The sequence below is a fragment of the Hymenobacter persicinus genome, assembly GCF_004167665.1.
GTDB lineage: Bacteria > Bacteroidota > Bacteroidia > Cytophagales > Hymenobacteraceae > Hymenobacter > Hymenobacter persicinus.
Genome location: NZ_SEWE01000052.1, coordinates 1 through 16,430, shown reverse-complemented (window position 1 = coordinate 16,430; position 16,430 = coordinate 1). Strand labels below are relative to the sequence as shown.

The window sequence follows — 16,430 nt, the reverse complement described above, 5'->3', positions numbered from 1 at the left end:
CATAGGCAAACAAAAAGCCCGTCTAAATCATCAGACGGGCTTTTTGTTTGGACTGCGGCTGCTGGAGCTTACGCCACACTTACCTTCACCATGTTGGCGAGGCCCTTGTCCAGAATCGGCATGGAGCCGGTGTTGATGAACACGTCGCCGGGGGAGAGGTGGCCGGTGGTGGTGAGGATGTACTTGATGTCCGACACGGTGTTGTCGGTGCTCACCAGCCGGTCGTAGTAGAAGCCACGCACCCCCCACACCAGGCTCAGCGCCGTGAGCAGGGCGCGGTTGTCGGTGAAGATAAAGATGTTGGCCTTAGGGCGGTACTTGGCAATCTGGAAGGCCGTGTAGCCGCGGTGGGTGGTGCCGGTAATAGCTTTGGCGCCGGTATTCTTGGCCAGGTGGCAGGCGGCCGAGAGCAGGCTGTCGACCATGAAATTGGGGCCGGCCGGGTCAATCGGGAACCAGTGGTGAAACAGGCTGCTGGTACGGGTTTCCACGCTCAGAATCGTGCCCACCATCGAGCGGATAACCTCGGCGGGGTAGGCGCCCACGGCCGTTTCGGCCGAGAGCATCAGCGCGTCGGCGCCGTCCATCACGGCGTTGGCCACGTCGGAGGTTTCGGCCCGGGTGGGGCGGGGGGCCGTAATCATGCTTTCCATCATCTGAGTGGCCACAATGACGGGCTTGCCCACCTTGTTGCACTTCTCGATGATGAGCTTCTGGGCCATGGGCACCTCTTCCATCTTCACTTCCACGCCCAGGTCGCCGCGGGCTACCATCACGGCGTCGGTGATGGCAATGATTTCGTCAAGGTTTTTGAGGCCCTCGGGCGTCTCAATCTTGGCAATGACGCGGGTGGTTTTGCCGGCTTCGGCAATCAGCTTCTTGATAAAGCGAATGTCCTCGGCGCGGCGGGCAAACGACAGCGCCACCCAGTCCACGTCGTGCTCGAGGCCAAACTTGAGGTCCTCGATGTCCTTCTCGGTCATGGCCGGGGCCGACACTTCCGAGTCGGGCAGGTTGATGCCCTTGCGGGGCTTCACCAGCCCGCCGTACACCACTTCCACGTCCACTTCCGATTCCCGGTCGGTGGCCAAGACTTTGAGCTCAATTTTGCCGTCGTCGATGAGAATCATGTCGCCGGGCTTCACGTCCCGGGCCAGGCCCATGTAAATCGTGCTCAGGCGGGTGGCGGTGCTGATTTCCTTTTCGCCGCAGACCAGCTTGATTTTGTCGCCGCGGCTGATTTCCACGCCGCCGCCCTCGACCTCACCGAGCCGAATCTTGGGGCCCTGCAAATCCTGGAGCAAACCCACGTTGGTGCGCAGGTCCTTGTTCAGCCGGCGCACGGTATTGATAACCGAGAGGTGGTCTTCGTAGGAGCCGTGGGAGAAGTTGAGGCGAAATACGTCCACGCCTTCGCGGATCAGCACCCCGAGCTTGTCGTAAGTGTTGGAGGCGGGGCCGACGGTGGCCACGATTTTGGTTTTGTTGAAGTGCGGACGAGGTTCCATAGGCAGGTAGCCGCGGGGACTACAGCAAGGTCAAAAGGTGAGAAAAACAAAGCGGAAATGCCGGGTTGTGCAAACGTTTCGCCTGCGCCCACCTCGACGTTCCATTCCTCAAAAGAGCAAGTTTTCTTTGAATTTCAACGAATTTGGGTCGAATTGGCAGGCGTACTGCACCTCCGGCAGCCGGGTCAATTGCTCTAAAAGCTCCTCCGGGGCCAGCGCGCCCGAGCCGTTGCTGACCTGGATCAGGTAGTCGTACTCCTTGATGTCGGGAGCCAGAAACGGCTTCTTCAGCGGCGAGGGGTCCACCGACCGGTTACGGAACAGCCGTAGCGAGAGGTTTTCGGTGGCGTGCAGGTAGTTGCTGATAACCAGCCGCCCCTGGGCCAGCAGGTCGTAGATCAGGTCTTGCTGCTTGACCAAGCGCAGGCGCAGGGTGCTGTTGAGGGTCCAGGCCAGCTTGTGCTCCCGGCTCGACGAAACAATGCCAAACAGGTCGAAGTCACAGTCGTAGTCTACGTCGAGGGTCAGCGTTTTCATAGGGGGCAGCCAGAGCGGGAGAAAGCAAAATTACGCACGCCAGGGGCCGATTGAAACTCGGCCGGCCATAATCTTGTACCCGCAAGAATCGGGGGGCTCGGTTTGACAATGTTAGGGAAGTTAGTGTTATTTGTGCCTAGTTTTCTCCAAACCCCCACGGAAATGTCTGAAATTGCAGAAAAAGTAAAAGCTATTATCATTGATAAGCTTGGTGTTGAGGCCTCGGAAGTAACGCCAGAAGCTTCGTTCACGAACGATCTGGGCGCTGATTCCCTGGATACCGTTGAGCTGATCATGGACTTCGAAAAAGAATTCAACGTATCGATTCCAGACGACCAGGCCGAGAACATCGCCACCGTGGGTCAGGCCATCAGCTACCTGGAAGAGCACGCTAAGTAAGCTTTTGCGTCTTTCTCCCCCGATTTAGTGCTTACCGGCCGGCTCGCCGCCGGCCGTTTTGCTTTTTTATCCAGTCTCCCAATCGCCTATGTCTCTTCGGAGAGTTGTTGTGACCGGCCTAGGTGCCATCACCCCGCTGGGCAAGACCGTCGCCGAATACTGGGACGGCTTGGCCGCCGGGTTGAGTGGTGCCGCGCCCATCACTCGTTTCGACGCCAGCAAGTTCAAAACCCGCTTTGCCTGCGAGGTCAAAAACTACAATCCGGACGATTACTTCCCCACTAAGGAAGGCCGGAAGATGGACCTGTTCACGCAGTTTGCCGTCATTGCCTCCGACGAAGCCATCAAGGACGCCGGCCTGCTGGAAGGCGTCAACAAGGACCGCGTGGGCGTGATCTGGGGCTCGGGTATTGGTGGGCTCAAAACCTTCCAGGAAGAGTGCTTCAACTTCGCCAAAGGCGACGGCACTCCCCGCTACAACCCGTTCTTTATTCCGAAGATGATTGCCGACTCCTCGTCGGGCAACATTTCGATTAAAAACGGCTTCCGCGGCCCCAACTTCGTGACCACCTCGGCCTGCGCCTCTTCCTCCGACGCCATCGTGGCGGCCTACAACTACATCCGGTTGGGTATGGCCGACGTGGCCGTAACCGGCGGCTCGGAAGCGGCCATCACGGAGGCAGGTGTCGGCGGCTTCAACTCGCTCAAAGCCATGAGCGAGCGGAACGACGACGCGCCCTCGGCCTCCCGCCCCTACGACAAGGACCGGGACGGCTTCGTGCTCGGCGAAGGTGCCGGTGCCCTCATTCTCGAAGAGTATGAGCACGCCAAAGCCCGCGGGGCCAAGATCTACGCCGAAATCATCGGTGGCGGCCTTTCCTCGGATGCTTACCACATCACCGCTCCCGACCCCACGGGCGAAGGCGTGGTGCTGGTAATGCAGAACGCGTTGCGTGATGCCGGCATCAGCCCCGAAGACGTGGACTACATCAACACCCACGGCACGAGCACCCCGCTCGGCGACGGGGCCGAAATCAAGGCCATCCAGAAAGTGTTCGGGGAGCACGCCTACGGCCTCAATATCAGCTCGACCAAAAGCATGACCGGGCACCTGCTCGGCGGCGCGGGCGGCATTGAGGCGGTAGCCAGCATCCTGGCCATTCAGCACGGCATCGTGCCCCCGACCATCAACCACGTGACGGACGACCCGGAGCTGGACGCCAAGCTCAACTTCACGTTCAACCAGGCGCAGAAGCGCGAGGTGAACGTGGCTATGAGCAATACGTTCGGGTTCGGTGGCCACAACACGTCGGTGGTATTCCGCAAGCTCCAAGACTAATGATTCGGCCCGGACAGCCGTTGCCGCTCTTCGGCTTTTTTCGGCGGCTCCTGGGTCAGGATCGGGCATTCCGGCAAGCAATTGCTACGGTAACCGGCCGCACGCCTGACAACGTGCGGCTTTACCATTTGGCCTTTACCCACTCGTCCATCGTGCGGCAGCAGGGCGACACGGGCCGGCACCAGAGCAACGAGCGGCTGGAATTCCTCGGCGACGCCGTGCTAGGCGCGGTGGTGGCCGAATACCTGTTTCGCAAGTTTCCCTACGAGCAGGAGGGCTTCCTGACCGAGCTGCGCTCCCGCATTGTGAATCGGGAAAGCCTGAATGGGCTGGCTTTGAAAATCGGGCTCGACAAGCTCGTGCAGCTCGACCCCGCCCAGGGCCGGGCCGCCCGCTCCCGCTCCGTGAACGGCAACGCGCTGGAGGCGCTGGTGGGCGCCGTGTACCTCGACCAGGGCTACAAGGCTGCCCGCAAATTCGTGCTGGGCCGGCTCATCAAGCCCTTCGTGGACGTGAAGTCCCTGACCGAAACCACCACCAACTTCAAGAGCAAACTCATCGAGTGGGCCCAGCGCAACGGCAAGGCCATTCGCTACGACCTGACCGGGGAGGCGCGCTCGGGTGGGGTGATGGAGTTTTCGGCTACCGTAGTGCTCGATGACGAAGCTATTGCCACCGGCATGGGCCTGAGTAAAAAGCAGGCCGAGCAGTTGGCCGCCGAGCGGGCTCTGACGGCGCTGGGCGTGTAAGCATCTTACAAATGGCGCTTTTGCTTGAATTCCTAGCGGTGCTGATTTTTGTACAGCTGGTAATCTGGTATCAAAACGACGATAGTCCGAGTCGTAGAGAGCAGTACAAGAGCCAGGAGCCATTGCGTAGTTTGCCCCAGTTTGGTTTTAAAGCGAATAGCCCGACAGATCTTCCAGCTACCTCCGTCAGCTATGAAGGCTGGATAGAAGGGTATCGTATAGAAGTTGTATTCGATTGGCGAACAGGCTGGTGGAGCACTCACCCGCATTATTTGATTCGGGCTTATTCTCCTTCTAGCCTAGTAATAGCAGGCGGTAGTAAATCCGTTCGTATCGATGATAGCTGGAGGATTACTGAAAGATTTGTGGAAAGGCGGGTGTATTGTGGTCGGTTTGGTCAAATAGCTGCCCTAAGGCTACTGGATTGTGCAAACGAGGGTGCCCAAGCAGTAAGAAAGCTAACAAACGGACAGCCGGCCTAACGCTTTAGCCGCCGTTAAGTAACCCAATTCGTGGAAATGGAGTTGTTTTACAGCAGCAATCCTTATCCATTCTACCATGCGAATAGCCGGCGCCGCCCTCAACCAGATTCCTTTCGACTGGCAACATAACCTGCGCACCATCCGCGAGGCCATCGAGCAGGCCCGGGCCGCGGGCGTGGAGCTGCTCTGCTTGCCCGAGCTCTGCCTGACCGGCTACGGCTGCGAGGATTTGTTTCTGAGCGACTGGCTGCCCGAGGCAGCCCTGGCTCATTTGCAGCAAATCCGACCCTGGACCCAGGGCATGGTGGTGTGCGTGGGTTTGCCGATTCGACTGCAGGGCCGCACCTACAACACGGCCGCCGTGCTGCGCGACGGGGACATATTGGGCTTCGCGGCCAAGCAGTTTCTGGCCAACGACGGCGTGCATTACGAGCCCCGTTGGTTTACCTCGTGGCGGGCCGGCGAAACTGGCTCCGTGGCCTGGGAAGGGGAGCAGTGGCCCCTGGGCGACCTAGTGTTTGAGCATAAGGGCGTGCGGTTTGGCTTCGAAATCTGCGAGGATGCCTGGCGACCCGACACCGAGCGGCCCGCCTGCCGCCTCATGGGCCGGGTGGATTTGATTGTGAACCCGTCGGCCAGCCACTTTGCCATGAGCAAAACCGACGTGCGCTACAACCTGGTGCTGAATGCCTCGCGCAACTTCAACTGCACTTACCTCTACGCCAACCTGCTCGGCAACGAAGCCGGCCGCATGATCTACGACGGCGAAATCCTGGTGGCCCGCCACGGCCACCTGCTGCTGCGCAATCAGCTGCTGAGCTTCAAGGAAGTGGACATGGAATCGGTGGACGTGGACTTCAGCGCTGAGCTGGCCCCGGCCGAAACCATCACGCCCTTGCCCGTGCCCGACGAGTACCGGGAACTGAACCAGGCCCTGAGTCTGGCCTTGTTCGACTACCTGCGCAAGGCCCGCAGCAAAGGCTTCGTGCTGAGTCTGAGCGGGGGCGCCGACTCCTGCATGTGCGCCGTGGGGGTGGCCGAAATGGTGCGTCTGGGCGTGGAGGAACTGGGCGTGGAAGAGTTCAAGCGCCGCAGCGGCTGCTTTACAACGGGAGAAGTAGTCGAGCAAACCGGCGCCGGTGGCCCGGCCGCGCAGGTAGTTGAGAACCCGGAGTCGGCTAAAAATCAGGTTCCAAAAACCATCTACCAAGAGCTCACCGGCCACCTGCTCACCTGCGCCTATCAGGGCACCGTCAACTCCTCCGACGACACCTACAACTCGGCCAAGGATCTGGCCGACTCGCTGGGCGCGGTATTTTTCAACTGGGGCATCGACGAAGAAGTGAGCGGCTACGTGGGCAAAATTGAGCACGCCCTGGGCCGCCCGCTCACCTGGCAGACCGATGATTTGGCCCTGCAGAACATTCAGGCCCGGGTGCGCGCCCCCGGCATCTGGATGCTGGCTAACGTGCTCAACTGCCTGCTGATGACAACTTCCAACCGCTCGGAAGCCTCAGTGGGCTACTGCACTATGGACGGTGACACGGCCGGCTCCATCTCGCCCATTGCTGGCGTCGATAAGGATTTCGTGAAAAAGTGGCTGCGCTGGGCCGAAACTGAGCTGGGCTACCCGGGGTTGCGCCACGTGAATGCCCTGCAGCCCACGGCCGAACTGCGCCCCCTGGCCGATAAGCAGACTGACGAGCGGGACCTGATGCCCTACGTGCTGCTCAACCGCATCGAGCGGCTGGCGTTCTACAACCGCTTGAGTCCGGCCCAGGTGCTGGCCACGCTGGTGCAGGAAGACCCGCAGGCTGACCGGGAACAGCTTAAAACGTACGTGACGCGCTTTTACACCCTCTGGAGCCGCAATCAGTGGAAGCGGGAGCGGTACGCCCCGGCCTTCCACCTCGACGACTACAACGTGGACCCGCGCTCCTGGCTGCGCTTCCCAATTCTGAGTGGGGGCTTCGGCGAAGAGCTGCGCGCACTGTAGCTGAAGCGCAGTAGCATTGAGTGGGAAATGTAAGTGCCTGACGGGTAGTTAGGTGTGAAAAAGTTGGGGAAGTGGGCGCAAGTTTTTCGGCCAAAGCAGGCCTAAGCAGACGTCATCCCGGTATTCGCGGCCCGGGCCGGAAGTTACACCAGCCGCCGTTTCGCCGTTCACCTTTAGCCCGCCTAGTGTATTCACTGCCGCTGTCCGTCGTTCACGGCTCTTCGCCTGCTGCCTTGGGAAGTGCTGCCGCCGCCGATGCCGAGTTGGTGGCGCACTTGCAGCAGGGCAGTGAGGTAGCGTTTCGCACGTTGGTGGAACGCTACCAAGACCGAATTTACCGCACCGTCCTGGCCCTGCTGCCCTCCCCGGAAGAAGCGGAAGACGTGGCTCAGGAGGTATTTGTAGAGGTCTATCAGACCATTGGCCGGTTTCGGGGGGAGGCTGCGCTGAGCACTTGGCTCTACCGGCTGGCTACCTCGCGGGCCCTGAAAAACCGCCGCCGGGCCCGGGCCCGCAAGCGCTTCGCCTACTTCACCAGCCTGCTGGGCTTCGACAACGAGGTGCTGCACGAGCCCGCCGACCTAGTGCACCCGCAGGCCCAACTCGAAGGGCAGCAGCAGCTGGCGCTCCTGCTGGCTTACATTGCCCGCCTGCCCGACCAGCAGCAGGTGGCTTTCACCCTGCGCCACGAGCAGGAGCTGAGCTACGAGGAAATTGCGGCCGTGCTCAACACAACCGTGCCGGCGGTGGAATCCTTACTGTTTCGGGCCCGCAAAACCCTGCGTCATCACCTTACTTCCGCCCTGCGTCATGTCTGAGCCTACCCCGCGCCCCACTGCCGACGAAGAATGGGAAAGCCTGCTGGGCCAGTGGCAGGCCCGCCCCCCGGCCCAGCCCCGGCCGTTTTTTTACAGCCGGGTCCGGGCCCGCCTGGCCGGCGAAGCGGCCCGCCCGCCCGTGCCTGTCTGGCTGCGCTGGCCCAGCTACGCGGCCATGCTGGGTATCGTCTTGCTACTCAGCGGCGACGGCACGGTGCTGCCTTCCGCCAGCCCGGCCCACCAAAACCAGCCCTATCTTGGCAAGGAGCCGGCCGAAATGCCCCCGCGCTGAGCGGCCCGCAAGTTGATTGTCTGACTACCTTTGCCTCCTTCCCAATTTTTGTAACCCCACTCCCTATGCTTGCTTTCATCACCTGGGCGGCTGACCCGGTTATTGCCCACCTTGGCCCGCTGACCCTGCGCTGGTACGGGTTGCTGTTTATGTCGGGCTTCGTGATTGGCACCTTCGTGCTGTCTCACATCTACAAGGCGGAGCGGGTGTCGCCGCGCTGGGTCGACGTCATTACCATCTACATGCTCATTGGCACGGTGGTGGGCGCCCGGCTTGGCCACTGCCTGTTCTACGACCCGCAGTATTACCTGGCTCACCCGCTCGATATTCTCAAGATCTGGGAGGGCGGCCTGGCCAGCCACGGCGCCACCATCGGCATCCTGCTGGCCTGCTGGTATTTCGCCCGCAACAACAAGTTCGACTACCTCTGGGTGCTCGACCGCATTGTGATTGTGGTGGCCATCGGCGGAGCCCTGATCCGGACCGGTAACCTGTTCAACTCCGAGATTATCGGCAAGGTGACCGACGTGCCGTGGGCCTTCAAGTTTGCCCGCTACAACGAGATTCACCACGAAATGACCAACATCCCGAACGAGCTGCGCCACCCCACTCAGGTGTACGAGGCCCTATTCTGCGTGTTTCTGGTAATCGTGCTCTACTCGCTCTGGAACCGGACCAAGGACCGCACGCCCCGGGGCCTGCTCTTCGGCCTGTTTGTGGTGCTGCTCTTCACCCAGCGTTTTTTGGGCGAATACCTGAAGGAAGACCAGGGCGAGTGGGACCGGAAAATGCTGGCCCTGACGCACATGAATCTGGGCCAGCTGCTGAGTGTGCCGTTGATTCTGGTCGGTATCTGGGTACTGCTGCGGGCCGGCAAAGACCCCGACAACCCCTACGGCTACGCCCCGCGCGACCTAGACCAGGAAGCGCTGCCGAATGGCACGGCCGTCAAGGTAAAATGAGAAAAGGCCCGCTGCGCAGCGGGCCTTTTTCGTGCTTCAGGAAAATGAAACGTACCTTATTCCGGCAGCTGATAACGGTACAAAAAGCCCTCCTCAGTGCTAATCATTACCGTGTTGTCGTCGATAAAAACCAGGCCCTCGGTTTGGCCGGCACCCTTCAGCGGAATCTGTTTGGGGGTAGCTTTCAACGCCGAGGCTAGGTCGCTGCCTTCGAGAAGAAACAGCTCTTCCCGGCCCAGCAGCGCCAAGCGCTTACCGTTGGGGCTCAGGTTGGCATCCGTGACTTCCCCAGGAATCCGCAGGCTGGTCAGCAGGCGCGCAGTTTGCTCGCCCGGCTGATCCGACAGGGTGTAGACTTTGCTGGTCGTGCGCTGGGCGCGGTCTTTGGTGAACAGGTAAAGCTTACCGTCGTGCCAGAGGGAAGCTTCGCAGTCGAAGTTACGCTGCTTTTTGGGCGGGGGAAATTCCTTCTGGTCGGAGTAGGTGAACTTGATTTTCGTCGTTTCCGACGTGCCCGGGTTCAGACGGTACACGGCCAAGTCGCGGCGGCTGCTGTTGTTGTTGCCGGCGTCGGCAATGAACAGCGTGCCTTTGTCGTCCTGGGCAATGCTTTCCCAGTCCACGTTGGGAAAGGGCAGCTGGGACCGTTCGAGCAGGCGGCCGGTCATGTCCACTTTGTAGAGAATCGGCTCGTTGCCGGCGTCGGCGAAGGTGTAGAACGTGCCGGCCGTGTTGGCCCGGGCCAGCCCTGAGCTTTCCGACACCTTGCTCATGGTGCCTACTTTCTGCAGGCCGGGCACCAGCTCGGAGGTAATGTCGCTGCTTTCCTCCTTGCCCTTTTTCTTTTTGCCTTTCGAGACTTTGTCGTCGCTTTGGGCTTCGGAGCAGCTACTCCCGACCAGGGTGCTGAGCAGGGTGGCAAACAAAAAAAATCTGCGCATGATATACGGGGCTAATAAAAAACTGCCCTGGCCACGGGGCGAAGGCAGCAGAATGAGCTCGGTATACGCAGAAGCAGCTCATCAGGGTACAGGGTCGTAGCCGTGCCCGCCCCAGGGGTGGCAGCGGCTGATGCGGCGCAAGGCCAGCCAGCCCCCGCGCCAGGGCCCGTATTTCTGCACGGCCTGGGCCGCGTAGGCCGAGCAGGTGGGCTGAAACCGGCAGCTCGGTGGCGTGAGCGGGGAAATCAGCTTCTGGTAGACCCAGATCAGGCCCAGAAAAAAATAGCGGAATACGGCGGACATAGGCGCAAAAGTAGCAGAAGCAACCCGGCAATGCAGTGACCCCGGTGGGCAAAAACCATCCGCCGGGCCGCGGGGTAGGGGGCAACTGGCGGGCAGTTCGTAAATTTGGTCTTTGAATCAGACAACAGCCGCTGGCTGTAAATCCTTTCCCCTTACCCCAAATTCCCATGCTGAAACTGAACTGGGTGAAACTGCTGCTGCTGGCGTTGCTGCTGCCCGTAGCCGCCCGCGCCGACGAAGGAATGTGGCTGCCGCTCTACGTGAAGCGCCTCAACTACGCCGACATGCAGAAAAAAGGCCTTAAGCTCACGGCCGAAGAAATCTACGACGTCAACAACGCCTCCCTCAAGGACGCCATTGTGCAGCTTGGCGGCTTCTGCACCGGCGAGTTTGTCAGCAACCGCGGCCTGATGCTGAGCAACCACCACTGCGGCTACGACGCGCTGCAAAGCCACAGCACGCCCGAGAAAAACATTCTGCAGGACGGCTTCTTCGCCACTACGCCCGCCGAGGAGAAAACCAACCCCGGCCTGTTCGTGGATATCCTGGTGCGTATGGAAGACGTGGGCAGCAAGGTGCTCGACGGTGTGACGCCCCAGATGACGGAGCAGGAGCGCACGGCTCTGGTGCAGAAGCATCAGAAGGAAATTGCCGACGCGGCCAAGGAAAACGGCCAGTACGTGGCCTACGTGCGCGACTTTTTCGGCGGCAACGAGTACTACCTGTTCGTGTACCAGCGCTTCGGCGACGTGCGCCTGGTGGGCGCTCCGCCGGAAGCCGTGGGCAAGTTCGGCGGCGACACCGACAACTGGGAGTGGCCCCGCCACACCGGCGACTTCTCCATGTTCCGCGTCTACGCTTCCAAGGACAACAAGCCCACCGCCGGCCCCCTGGCCGACAACGTGCCCTACCAGCCCAAGAAGCACCTGCCCGTGAGTTTGCAGGGCGTCAGTGAGGGCGACTTCGCCATGGTGTTTGGCTTTCCCGGCCGCACCCAGCGCTTTCTGCCCGCCGCCGGCCTGCAGCTGACCCTGGACCAGAGCAACCCGGCCCGCATCAAGCTGCGCGATACCCGCCTCAAGCTGTGGAAAGAGGACATGGACCAGAGCCCCGACATCCGCCTGAAGTACGCCTCCAAGTACGCGGGCATTGCCAACTACTGGAAATACTTCATCGGCCAGAACGAGGGTATGAAGCGCCTCAAAACCGTGGACGCCAAGAAAGCCGAGGAAGCTTCCCTGGCCCAGTGGGTGTCGGCCGACCCGGCCCGCAGCCAGCAGTACGGCTTTGCTCTCAACGACATCAACACGGCCTACGCCGGCCTGCGCGAGTACAACCTGAGCAGCGTCTACATGAACGAGGCCGTCCTGGGCACCGAGGTCAGCGCCTTTGCCGCCCGGATGCTGCCGCTCTACAACCTGCTCAAGGACCCCAAGGCCGACCCCGCCGCGGTGAAAAAGGCCACGGCTGACCTACAGGAGCCGATGGAAGAGTTCTTCAAGGACTACAACGTGGCCACCGACAAGAAGGTGTACGCGGCCCTGCTGCAGCTCTACTACAACGACGTGCCCAAAGCCCAGCAGCCCGACATCTTCCGCACCGTGGAAAAGCAGTACGGCGGCTCGATGAAGAAATACGCCGACTACGTGTTTGCCAACACGTTCCTGACCTCGAAGAGCAAGGTGCAGGCCTTCCTGGCCAAGCCCACGCTGGCCCAGCTGGAAAAGGACCCCGCGTTTGCCACTCTAAACTCGGCCTACACCAACTACACCCAGAACATCTTGCCCAAGATGCAGGCCCTGCAAAGCCCGCTCACCCGCGCTAACCGCGCCTACGTGGCCGCCCTGCGCGCCAAGAACACCGACAAGGTGTACTCGCCCGACGCTAACTCCACGCTGCGCCTGAGCTACGGCACCGTGCGCGCCTACACCGGCCGCGACGCCGTGCACTTCGACTACAAAACCACCGCCCAGGGCATTCTGGAGAAGGAAGACCCCACCAACCCCGAGTTCGTGGTGCCCGCCAAGGAGCTGGCCCTGCTCAAGGCCAAGGACTACGGCCGCTTCGCCGACAAGAACGGCCAGCTGCCCGTGGCCTTCATCACCGACAACGACATCACTGGCGGCAACTCCGGTTCCCCGGTCATCAACGGCCGCGGGGAACTCATCGGCATTGCCTTCGATGGCAACTGGGAAGCCATGACCGGCGACCTGGCTTACGACCCGAACCTGAAGCGCTGCATCAACGTGGATATTCGCTACGTGCTCTGGTGCATTGAGAAGCTCGGCGGCGCCAAGAGCCTCGTGGACGAGATGACCGTGGTCAACAACGGGCCCAACCCCGGCGTGGGCCCCACGGCCGGCGGCGTCAGCGCCAACCTGTTTGACGTGGAAAAGATGAAGGTGAAAACCGAGGACGGCGGCAAAACCAAAGTCAAGAAGAAGAAAGAGAAAGACGCGGCCGGCGCCGGGATGTAATTTCGCCCGCCACCTGTTTAAAAGCCCCTTCGCCCCGTGCGGAGGGGCTTTTTTTGTGCACCAGCGCCCAAAAATTTCCCCGGGGCAATTCGATGATTCCGCCGGGAAAGACTAGCATTTTATTGCGGGGAAAAGCGTAGAATTGTACCTGGGCCATTAAGGCCGTTATCCTAGGTAATTGCTTATGCTAAAACGTTATACTCTATTCGTAGGCCTGCTTGCGTTTTCCGGTATTGCCCGCGCCCAGGGCAATGGTCCCGGCATCCGGGGCGCCCGGGCCGCCGCGCTGGGCAATGCCTCAGTGGCCCTGACCGACGGCTGGGCCATGGGCAACAACGTGGCCGGGCTGGGCCAGCTTACCGAAGCCTCGGTGGGCGTATACGCCGAAAACCGCTACCTGATCCGGGCCCTAAGCACCGCCGTACTGACGGCCGCCACGCCGCTGGGCGACCTGCGCGAGGGCAGGGCCCGCAACGGCGTGGTGGGCGTGGAGGTGCAGCGCTTCGGCGACAAGCTCTACTCCGAGCAGCGCGTTGGGTTTGGCTACGGCTACCACAGCGGGCTGTTCAGCCTCGGCGCGCGCCTGGACGTGCTCCAAGTCAGCATTGAGGGTCTCGGCAGCCGCCGCGCCTTGGCCGCTTCCATCGGCGGGCAGGCCGAAATCGTACCCAAGCGCCTGTACTTCGGGGCCTACCTCTACAATCTGAACCAGGCTAGGCTGGCCAAGTACGACGACGAGCGGGTGCCCACCGTGCTCAAGGCCGGTCTGTCGTATCAGCCGGCCGAGAAAGTGCTGCTCAACGTTGAAACCGAGAAGGACGTGGACCAGCCCGCCGACTTCAAGGCGGGGCTCGAATACCAGGCCGTGGCGGCGCTGGCCGTGCGGGCCGGGTTTTCGTCGTTGTCCCAGCAAACCACCGGGGGCGTCGGGCTGCGGGCCGGCAACTACCGCCTCGACTACGCTGCCGCCTGGCAGGCCCGGCTGGGGTTGAGCCAACACCTGAGTTTGAGTTTACAATGGCCCCGCACTGCCCCATGATGCGCCGCTGTCTGCTGGCTGTGCCGCTGCTGGTGCTGCTGGCCGCGCCCCGCGCCCGGGCCCAGGAGTACGTGCGCCCCGCCGCCGACCTCGACCGGCTAGTGCAGGAGCTGTTTGCCGAAATTCAGAGCGACCAAGTGCCCTACGAGGACCTCTACGAAACGCTGCTCCAGTATTACCAGACCCCGCTAAACCTGAATACGGCGAGCCGGGAAGAGCTGCGGGGGCTGCTGCTGCTCTCGGAAGCCCAGATTTCGGGACTGCTCGACCACCGTCAGCGCCGCGGCAGCCTGCTCAGCCTCTACGAGCTGCAAAGTGTGGTTGGCTTCGACGTGCGCACCATTTACCGGGTGGCGCCTTTCGTGACGGTGCAGGCCAATGCCAACGGCAGCCGTGGCCCGCTCTGGCAGCGTATTGCCCGCGAAGACAACAACGCCCTGTTTGTGCGCTACGAGCGGGTGCTCCAGCAGCGTAAGGGCTACTCCCCGGCCGATACCACCAGCACCGGCAGCATCCCGAGCCGCTACCTGGGCTCCCCCGACAAGCTCATGGTGCGCTACCGCGTCAGCCACGCCCGCGACTTCAGCCTAGGCGTCACGGCGGAAAAGGACGCCGGGGAGTCCCTGACCTGGAACCCCGGCCGCCGCCGCTACGGGGCCGACTTCTACTCGGCCCACTTCCTGCTCCAGGAAAGGGGCCGGCTCAAAACCCTGGCCCTGGGCGACTATCAGCTCCAATTCGGCCAGGGCCTGCTGCTGTCGTCGGGGCTGCAGGTGGGCAAGGGGGCCGAAACCATTACCACCATCCGGCGCAGCAGCCTGGGCGTGCGGGCGTATTCGTCGTTGCTGGAAAGCACGTTTTTCCGCGGGGCCGCCGCCACGGTCGGGCTCACACCCACCGTGCGGGCTACAGCCTTTGTGTCGCGCAAGCGGGTGGATGCCAGCGTGCAGTCGGCTGCCGATACGCTGGCGCAGTTCGACGAGTTTTCCTCTGGCCTGCTGCTGACCGGCTTCCACCGCACGGCCGCCGAGCTGGCCAACCGCCAGGCGTTGCGCGAAACCATCGGGGGCGGCAACGTGGGCTATACCAGCCGCAGCGGCCACTTCAGCGCGGGCCTCACCGCCGTCGGCACCCACTTCGACAAGGCCATTCAGCGCAGCGCGGAGGCCTACAATCAGTTTGAGTTCCGGGGCAAGGACAACCTGGCCGTGGGCGCGCACTACAGCTACGTAGTGCGCAACCTGCTGCTGTTCGGCGAAACGGCCCGCTCCTCCAGCGGTGGTATCGGCACCGTGAACGGGCTGCTGGCCAGCCTGGCTCCGAGCGTGGACGCGTCCTTGCTCTACCGGCACTACGACCGAAACTTTCACACGCTTTACGGCAATGCCCTGAGCGAAAACACCCGGAACATCAACGAAAGCGGCCTCTACGCGGGGCTGAAAGTACGGCCCGTGGCGCGCTGGGAAATATCGGCCTATTACGACCAGTTCTGGTTTCCGTGGCTGAAATACCAGGTGTCGGCGCCCTCGCTGGGGCACGACTGGCTGGTGCGCCTGTCCTTTACCCCATCCAAAACCAGCCTGCTCTACGCCCAGCTGCGCACCCGGGTAAAGGAGTACGATGCCACCGACGCGGCGGCCGGCCGCCTGATTCCGGTACCCGTGCCCACGGTGCGCCACAGCTTGCTGCTGTTTTACGACACCAGCCCGACGCTGGCCCTGAGTTTGCGCACCCGCCTGCAGGGCACCCGCTACCGCGAAGACGGTGGGCCGCTGCGCACAGGCTACGTGCTGGCCCAGGACGCTTCTGTAACCGTGGGCCGCTACCTGCGCCTGAGTGGCCGCTACGCCCTCTTCGACACCGACGACTACGATACCCGCCAATACGTGTTTGAGCAGGACGTGCTCTACGCTTTTTCCATTCCGGCCCTCTCGGGCCAGGGCACGCGCATGTATGCCATTGCCGAAGTGAAATGCACCCGCCACCTCACGTTGTGGCTGCGCTACGCCGAAACCCATTACCGCCACCAGCAAACCGTCGGCTCCGGGCTGGAAGAAATCCAGGGCCCGCGCCGGGGCGAAGTGAAAGTACAAGCCCGCTACAAATTCTAAGTCCTTACCTACACTGCCCCAACTGCCCGCGTGGGCTACAGTCTACCAGGGCGGCAGACCAGTTGCTCGGCTTGGCCAACGACCACAAAAAAAGGGCGACTCCCGCGGGAGCCGCCCTTTTTTAGGCGTAAGCAAACAAGTTGCTTATTGCTTCATCAGGCGCGTTACGGCCGTGCCGTTGGGCAGGTCGAGGTGGAGCTGATAAACGCCGGTGCTGAGCTTGCTCAGGTCAAGCTGGTGCTGCAGGGCGGCGGCACCCTTCACCAGGGTTTCGGTAGCCACTACGCGGCCCAGGGCGTCGGTTACGCGCAGGGTGATGTTGCCCTGCTGCCCGTTGTCAACGTTGACCTTGAAGATACCCGAGCTCGGGTTTGGATACACGGCAATGCCTTTCAGCAGCTGCTCGTTGCGGTTGCCCAGTACGGTAGCTTCGGTGGTGTAGGCCGAGCAGCCGATGCTGTTGCAGGCCCGCACGCG

At 61.8% G+C, this 16,430-nt stretch carries 15 protein-coding genes; 10 read left to right on the top strand and 5 right to left on the bottom strand.

Annotation, left to right across the window (positions count from 1 at the left end):
* Nucleotides 1-68 precede the first annotated feature (68 nt).
* Complete coding sequence (gene pyk / locus EWM57_RS18115) at nt 69-1,508, bottom strand: pyruvate kinase (RefSeq protein ID WP_129922666.1); 1,440 nt, start codon at nt 1,506-1,508, stop codon at nt 69-71.
* A gap of 108 nt (nt 1,509-1,616) precedes the next feature.
* Entirely contained in the window at nt 1,617-2,045 is a 429-nt protein-coding gene (locus tag EWM57_RS18110) for an IPExxxVDY family protein (protein ID WP_129922664.1), read from the bottom strand.
* A 162-nt stretch (nt 2,046-2,207) separates the two neighbouring features.
* Between EWM57_RS18110 and EWM57_RS18105 the strand changes: the two genes are divergently transcribed.
* The 7 genes from EWM57_RS18105 to lgt all read left to right on the top strand — a co-directional run bounded on the left by EWM57_RS18105 (nt 2,208) and on the right by lgt (nt 9,082).
* Nucleotides 2,208-2,444, top strand: a complete 237-nt coding sequence (locus EWM57_RS18105; RefSeq protein ID WP_129922662.1) for an acyl carrier protein — start codon at nt 2,208-2,210, stop codon at nt 2,442-2,444.
* A gap of 88 nt (nt 2,445-2,532) precedes the next feature.
* Nucleotides 2,533-3,783, top strand: a complete 1,251-nt coding sequence (fabF, locus tag EWM57_RS18100; RefSeq protein ID WP_129922660.1) for a beta-ketoacyl-ACP synthase II — start codon at nt 2,533-2,535, stop codon at nt 3,781-3,783.
* Nucleotides 3,783-4,532 carry a ribonuclease III gene (gene rnc / locus EWM57_RS18095; RefSeq protein ID WP_129922658.1) on the top strand — a complete coding sequence of 250 codons (750 nt, stop codon included), beginning with the start codon at nt 3,783-3,785 and terminating at the stop codon, nt 4,530-4,532. Before fabF ends, rnc begins: the two co-directional genes overlap by 1 nt.
* 558 nt (nt 4,533-5,090) lie before the next feature.
* Nucleotides 5,091-7,010, top strand: coding sequence for an NAD(+) synthase (gene nadE, locus EWM57_RS18090; RefSeq protein ID WP_129922656.1), 1,920 nt, complete (start codon nt 5,091-5,093; stop codon nt 7,008-7,010).
* A 233-nt stretch (nt 7,011-7,243) separates the two neighbouring features.
* Nucleotides 7,244-7,828 carry an RNA polymerase sigma factor gene (locus EWM57_RS18085; protein ID WP_242510133.1) on the top strand — a complete coding sequence of 195 codons (585 nt, stop codon included), beginning with the start codon at nt 7,244-7,246 and terminating at the stop codon, nt 7,826-7,828.
* Entirely contained in the window at nt 7,821-8,120 is a 300-nt protein-coding gene (locus tag EWM57_RS18080) for a hypothetical protein (RefSeq protein ID WP_129922652.1), read from the top strand. Before EWM57_RS18085 ends, EWM57_RS18080 begins: the two co-directional genes overlap by 8 nt.
* Before the next feature lie 65 nt (nt 8,121-8,185).
* Entirely contained in the window at nt 8,186-9,082 is an 897-nt protein-coding gene (lgt, locus tag EWM57_RS18075) for a prolipoprotein diacylglyceryl transferase (RefSeq protein ID WP_129922650.1), read from the top strand.
* 56 nt (nt 9,083-9,138) lie between these two features.
* Here the strand turns inward: lgt and EWM57_RS18070 are convergent, their stop codons facing one another.
* Both EWM57_RS18070 and yidD read right to left on the bottom strand, forming a co-directional pair.
* On the bottom strand, nt 9,139-10,023 hold the full coding sequence (locus EWM57_RS18070; RefSeq protein ID WP_129922648.1) for a hypothetical protein: 885 nt from the start codon (nt 10,021-10,023) through the stop codon (nt 9,139-9,141).
* Between the two features lie 81 nt (nt 10,024-10,104).
* On the bottom strand, nt 10,105-10,326 hold the full coding sequence (gene yidD, locus EWM57_RS18065; RefSeq protein ID WP_129922646.1) for a membrane protein insertion efficiency factor YidD: 222 nt from the start codon (nt 10,324-10,326) through the stop codon (nt 10,105-10,107).
* 167 nt (nt 10,327-10,493) lie between these two features.
* Here yidD and EWM57_RS18060 point away from each other — a divergent pair, with 167 nt between their 5' ends.
* From EWM57_RS18060 to EWM57_RS18050, 3 genes are all read left to right on the top strand, one after another.
* Nucleotides 10,494-12,803: a S46 family peptidase gene (locus tag EWM57_RS18060; protein WP_129922644.1), complete on the top strand. Its 2,310-nt coding sequence runs from the start codon at nt 10,494-10,496 to the stop codon at nt 12,801-12,803.
* A gap of 184 nt (nt 12,804-12,987) precedes the next feature.
* Nucleotides 12,988-13,842 (top strand): PorV/PorQ family protein, encoded by an 855-nt coding sequence (locus EWM57_RS18055; protein WP_129922642.1) that lies wholly within the window; start codon nt 12,988-12,990, stop codon nt 13,840-13,842.
* A complete protein-coding gene (locus tag EWM57_RS18050) occupies nt 13,839-15,953 on the top strand; it encodes a helix-hairpin-helix domain-containing protein (protein WP_242510132.1) in 2,115 nt (704 codons plus the stop codon). Before EWM57_RS18055 ends, EWM57_RS18050 begins: the two co-directional genes overlap by 4 nt.
* A 144-nt stretch (nt 15,954-16,097) precedes the next feature.
* On the opposite strand, the gene EWM57_RS18045 is transcribed toward EWM57_RS18050, so the two are convergent.
* Nucleotides 16,098-16,430: T9SS type A sorting domain-containing protein (locus EWM57_RS18045; protein WP_129922640.1), on the bottom strand; the 333-nt coding region annotated here is incomplete at its 5' end.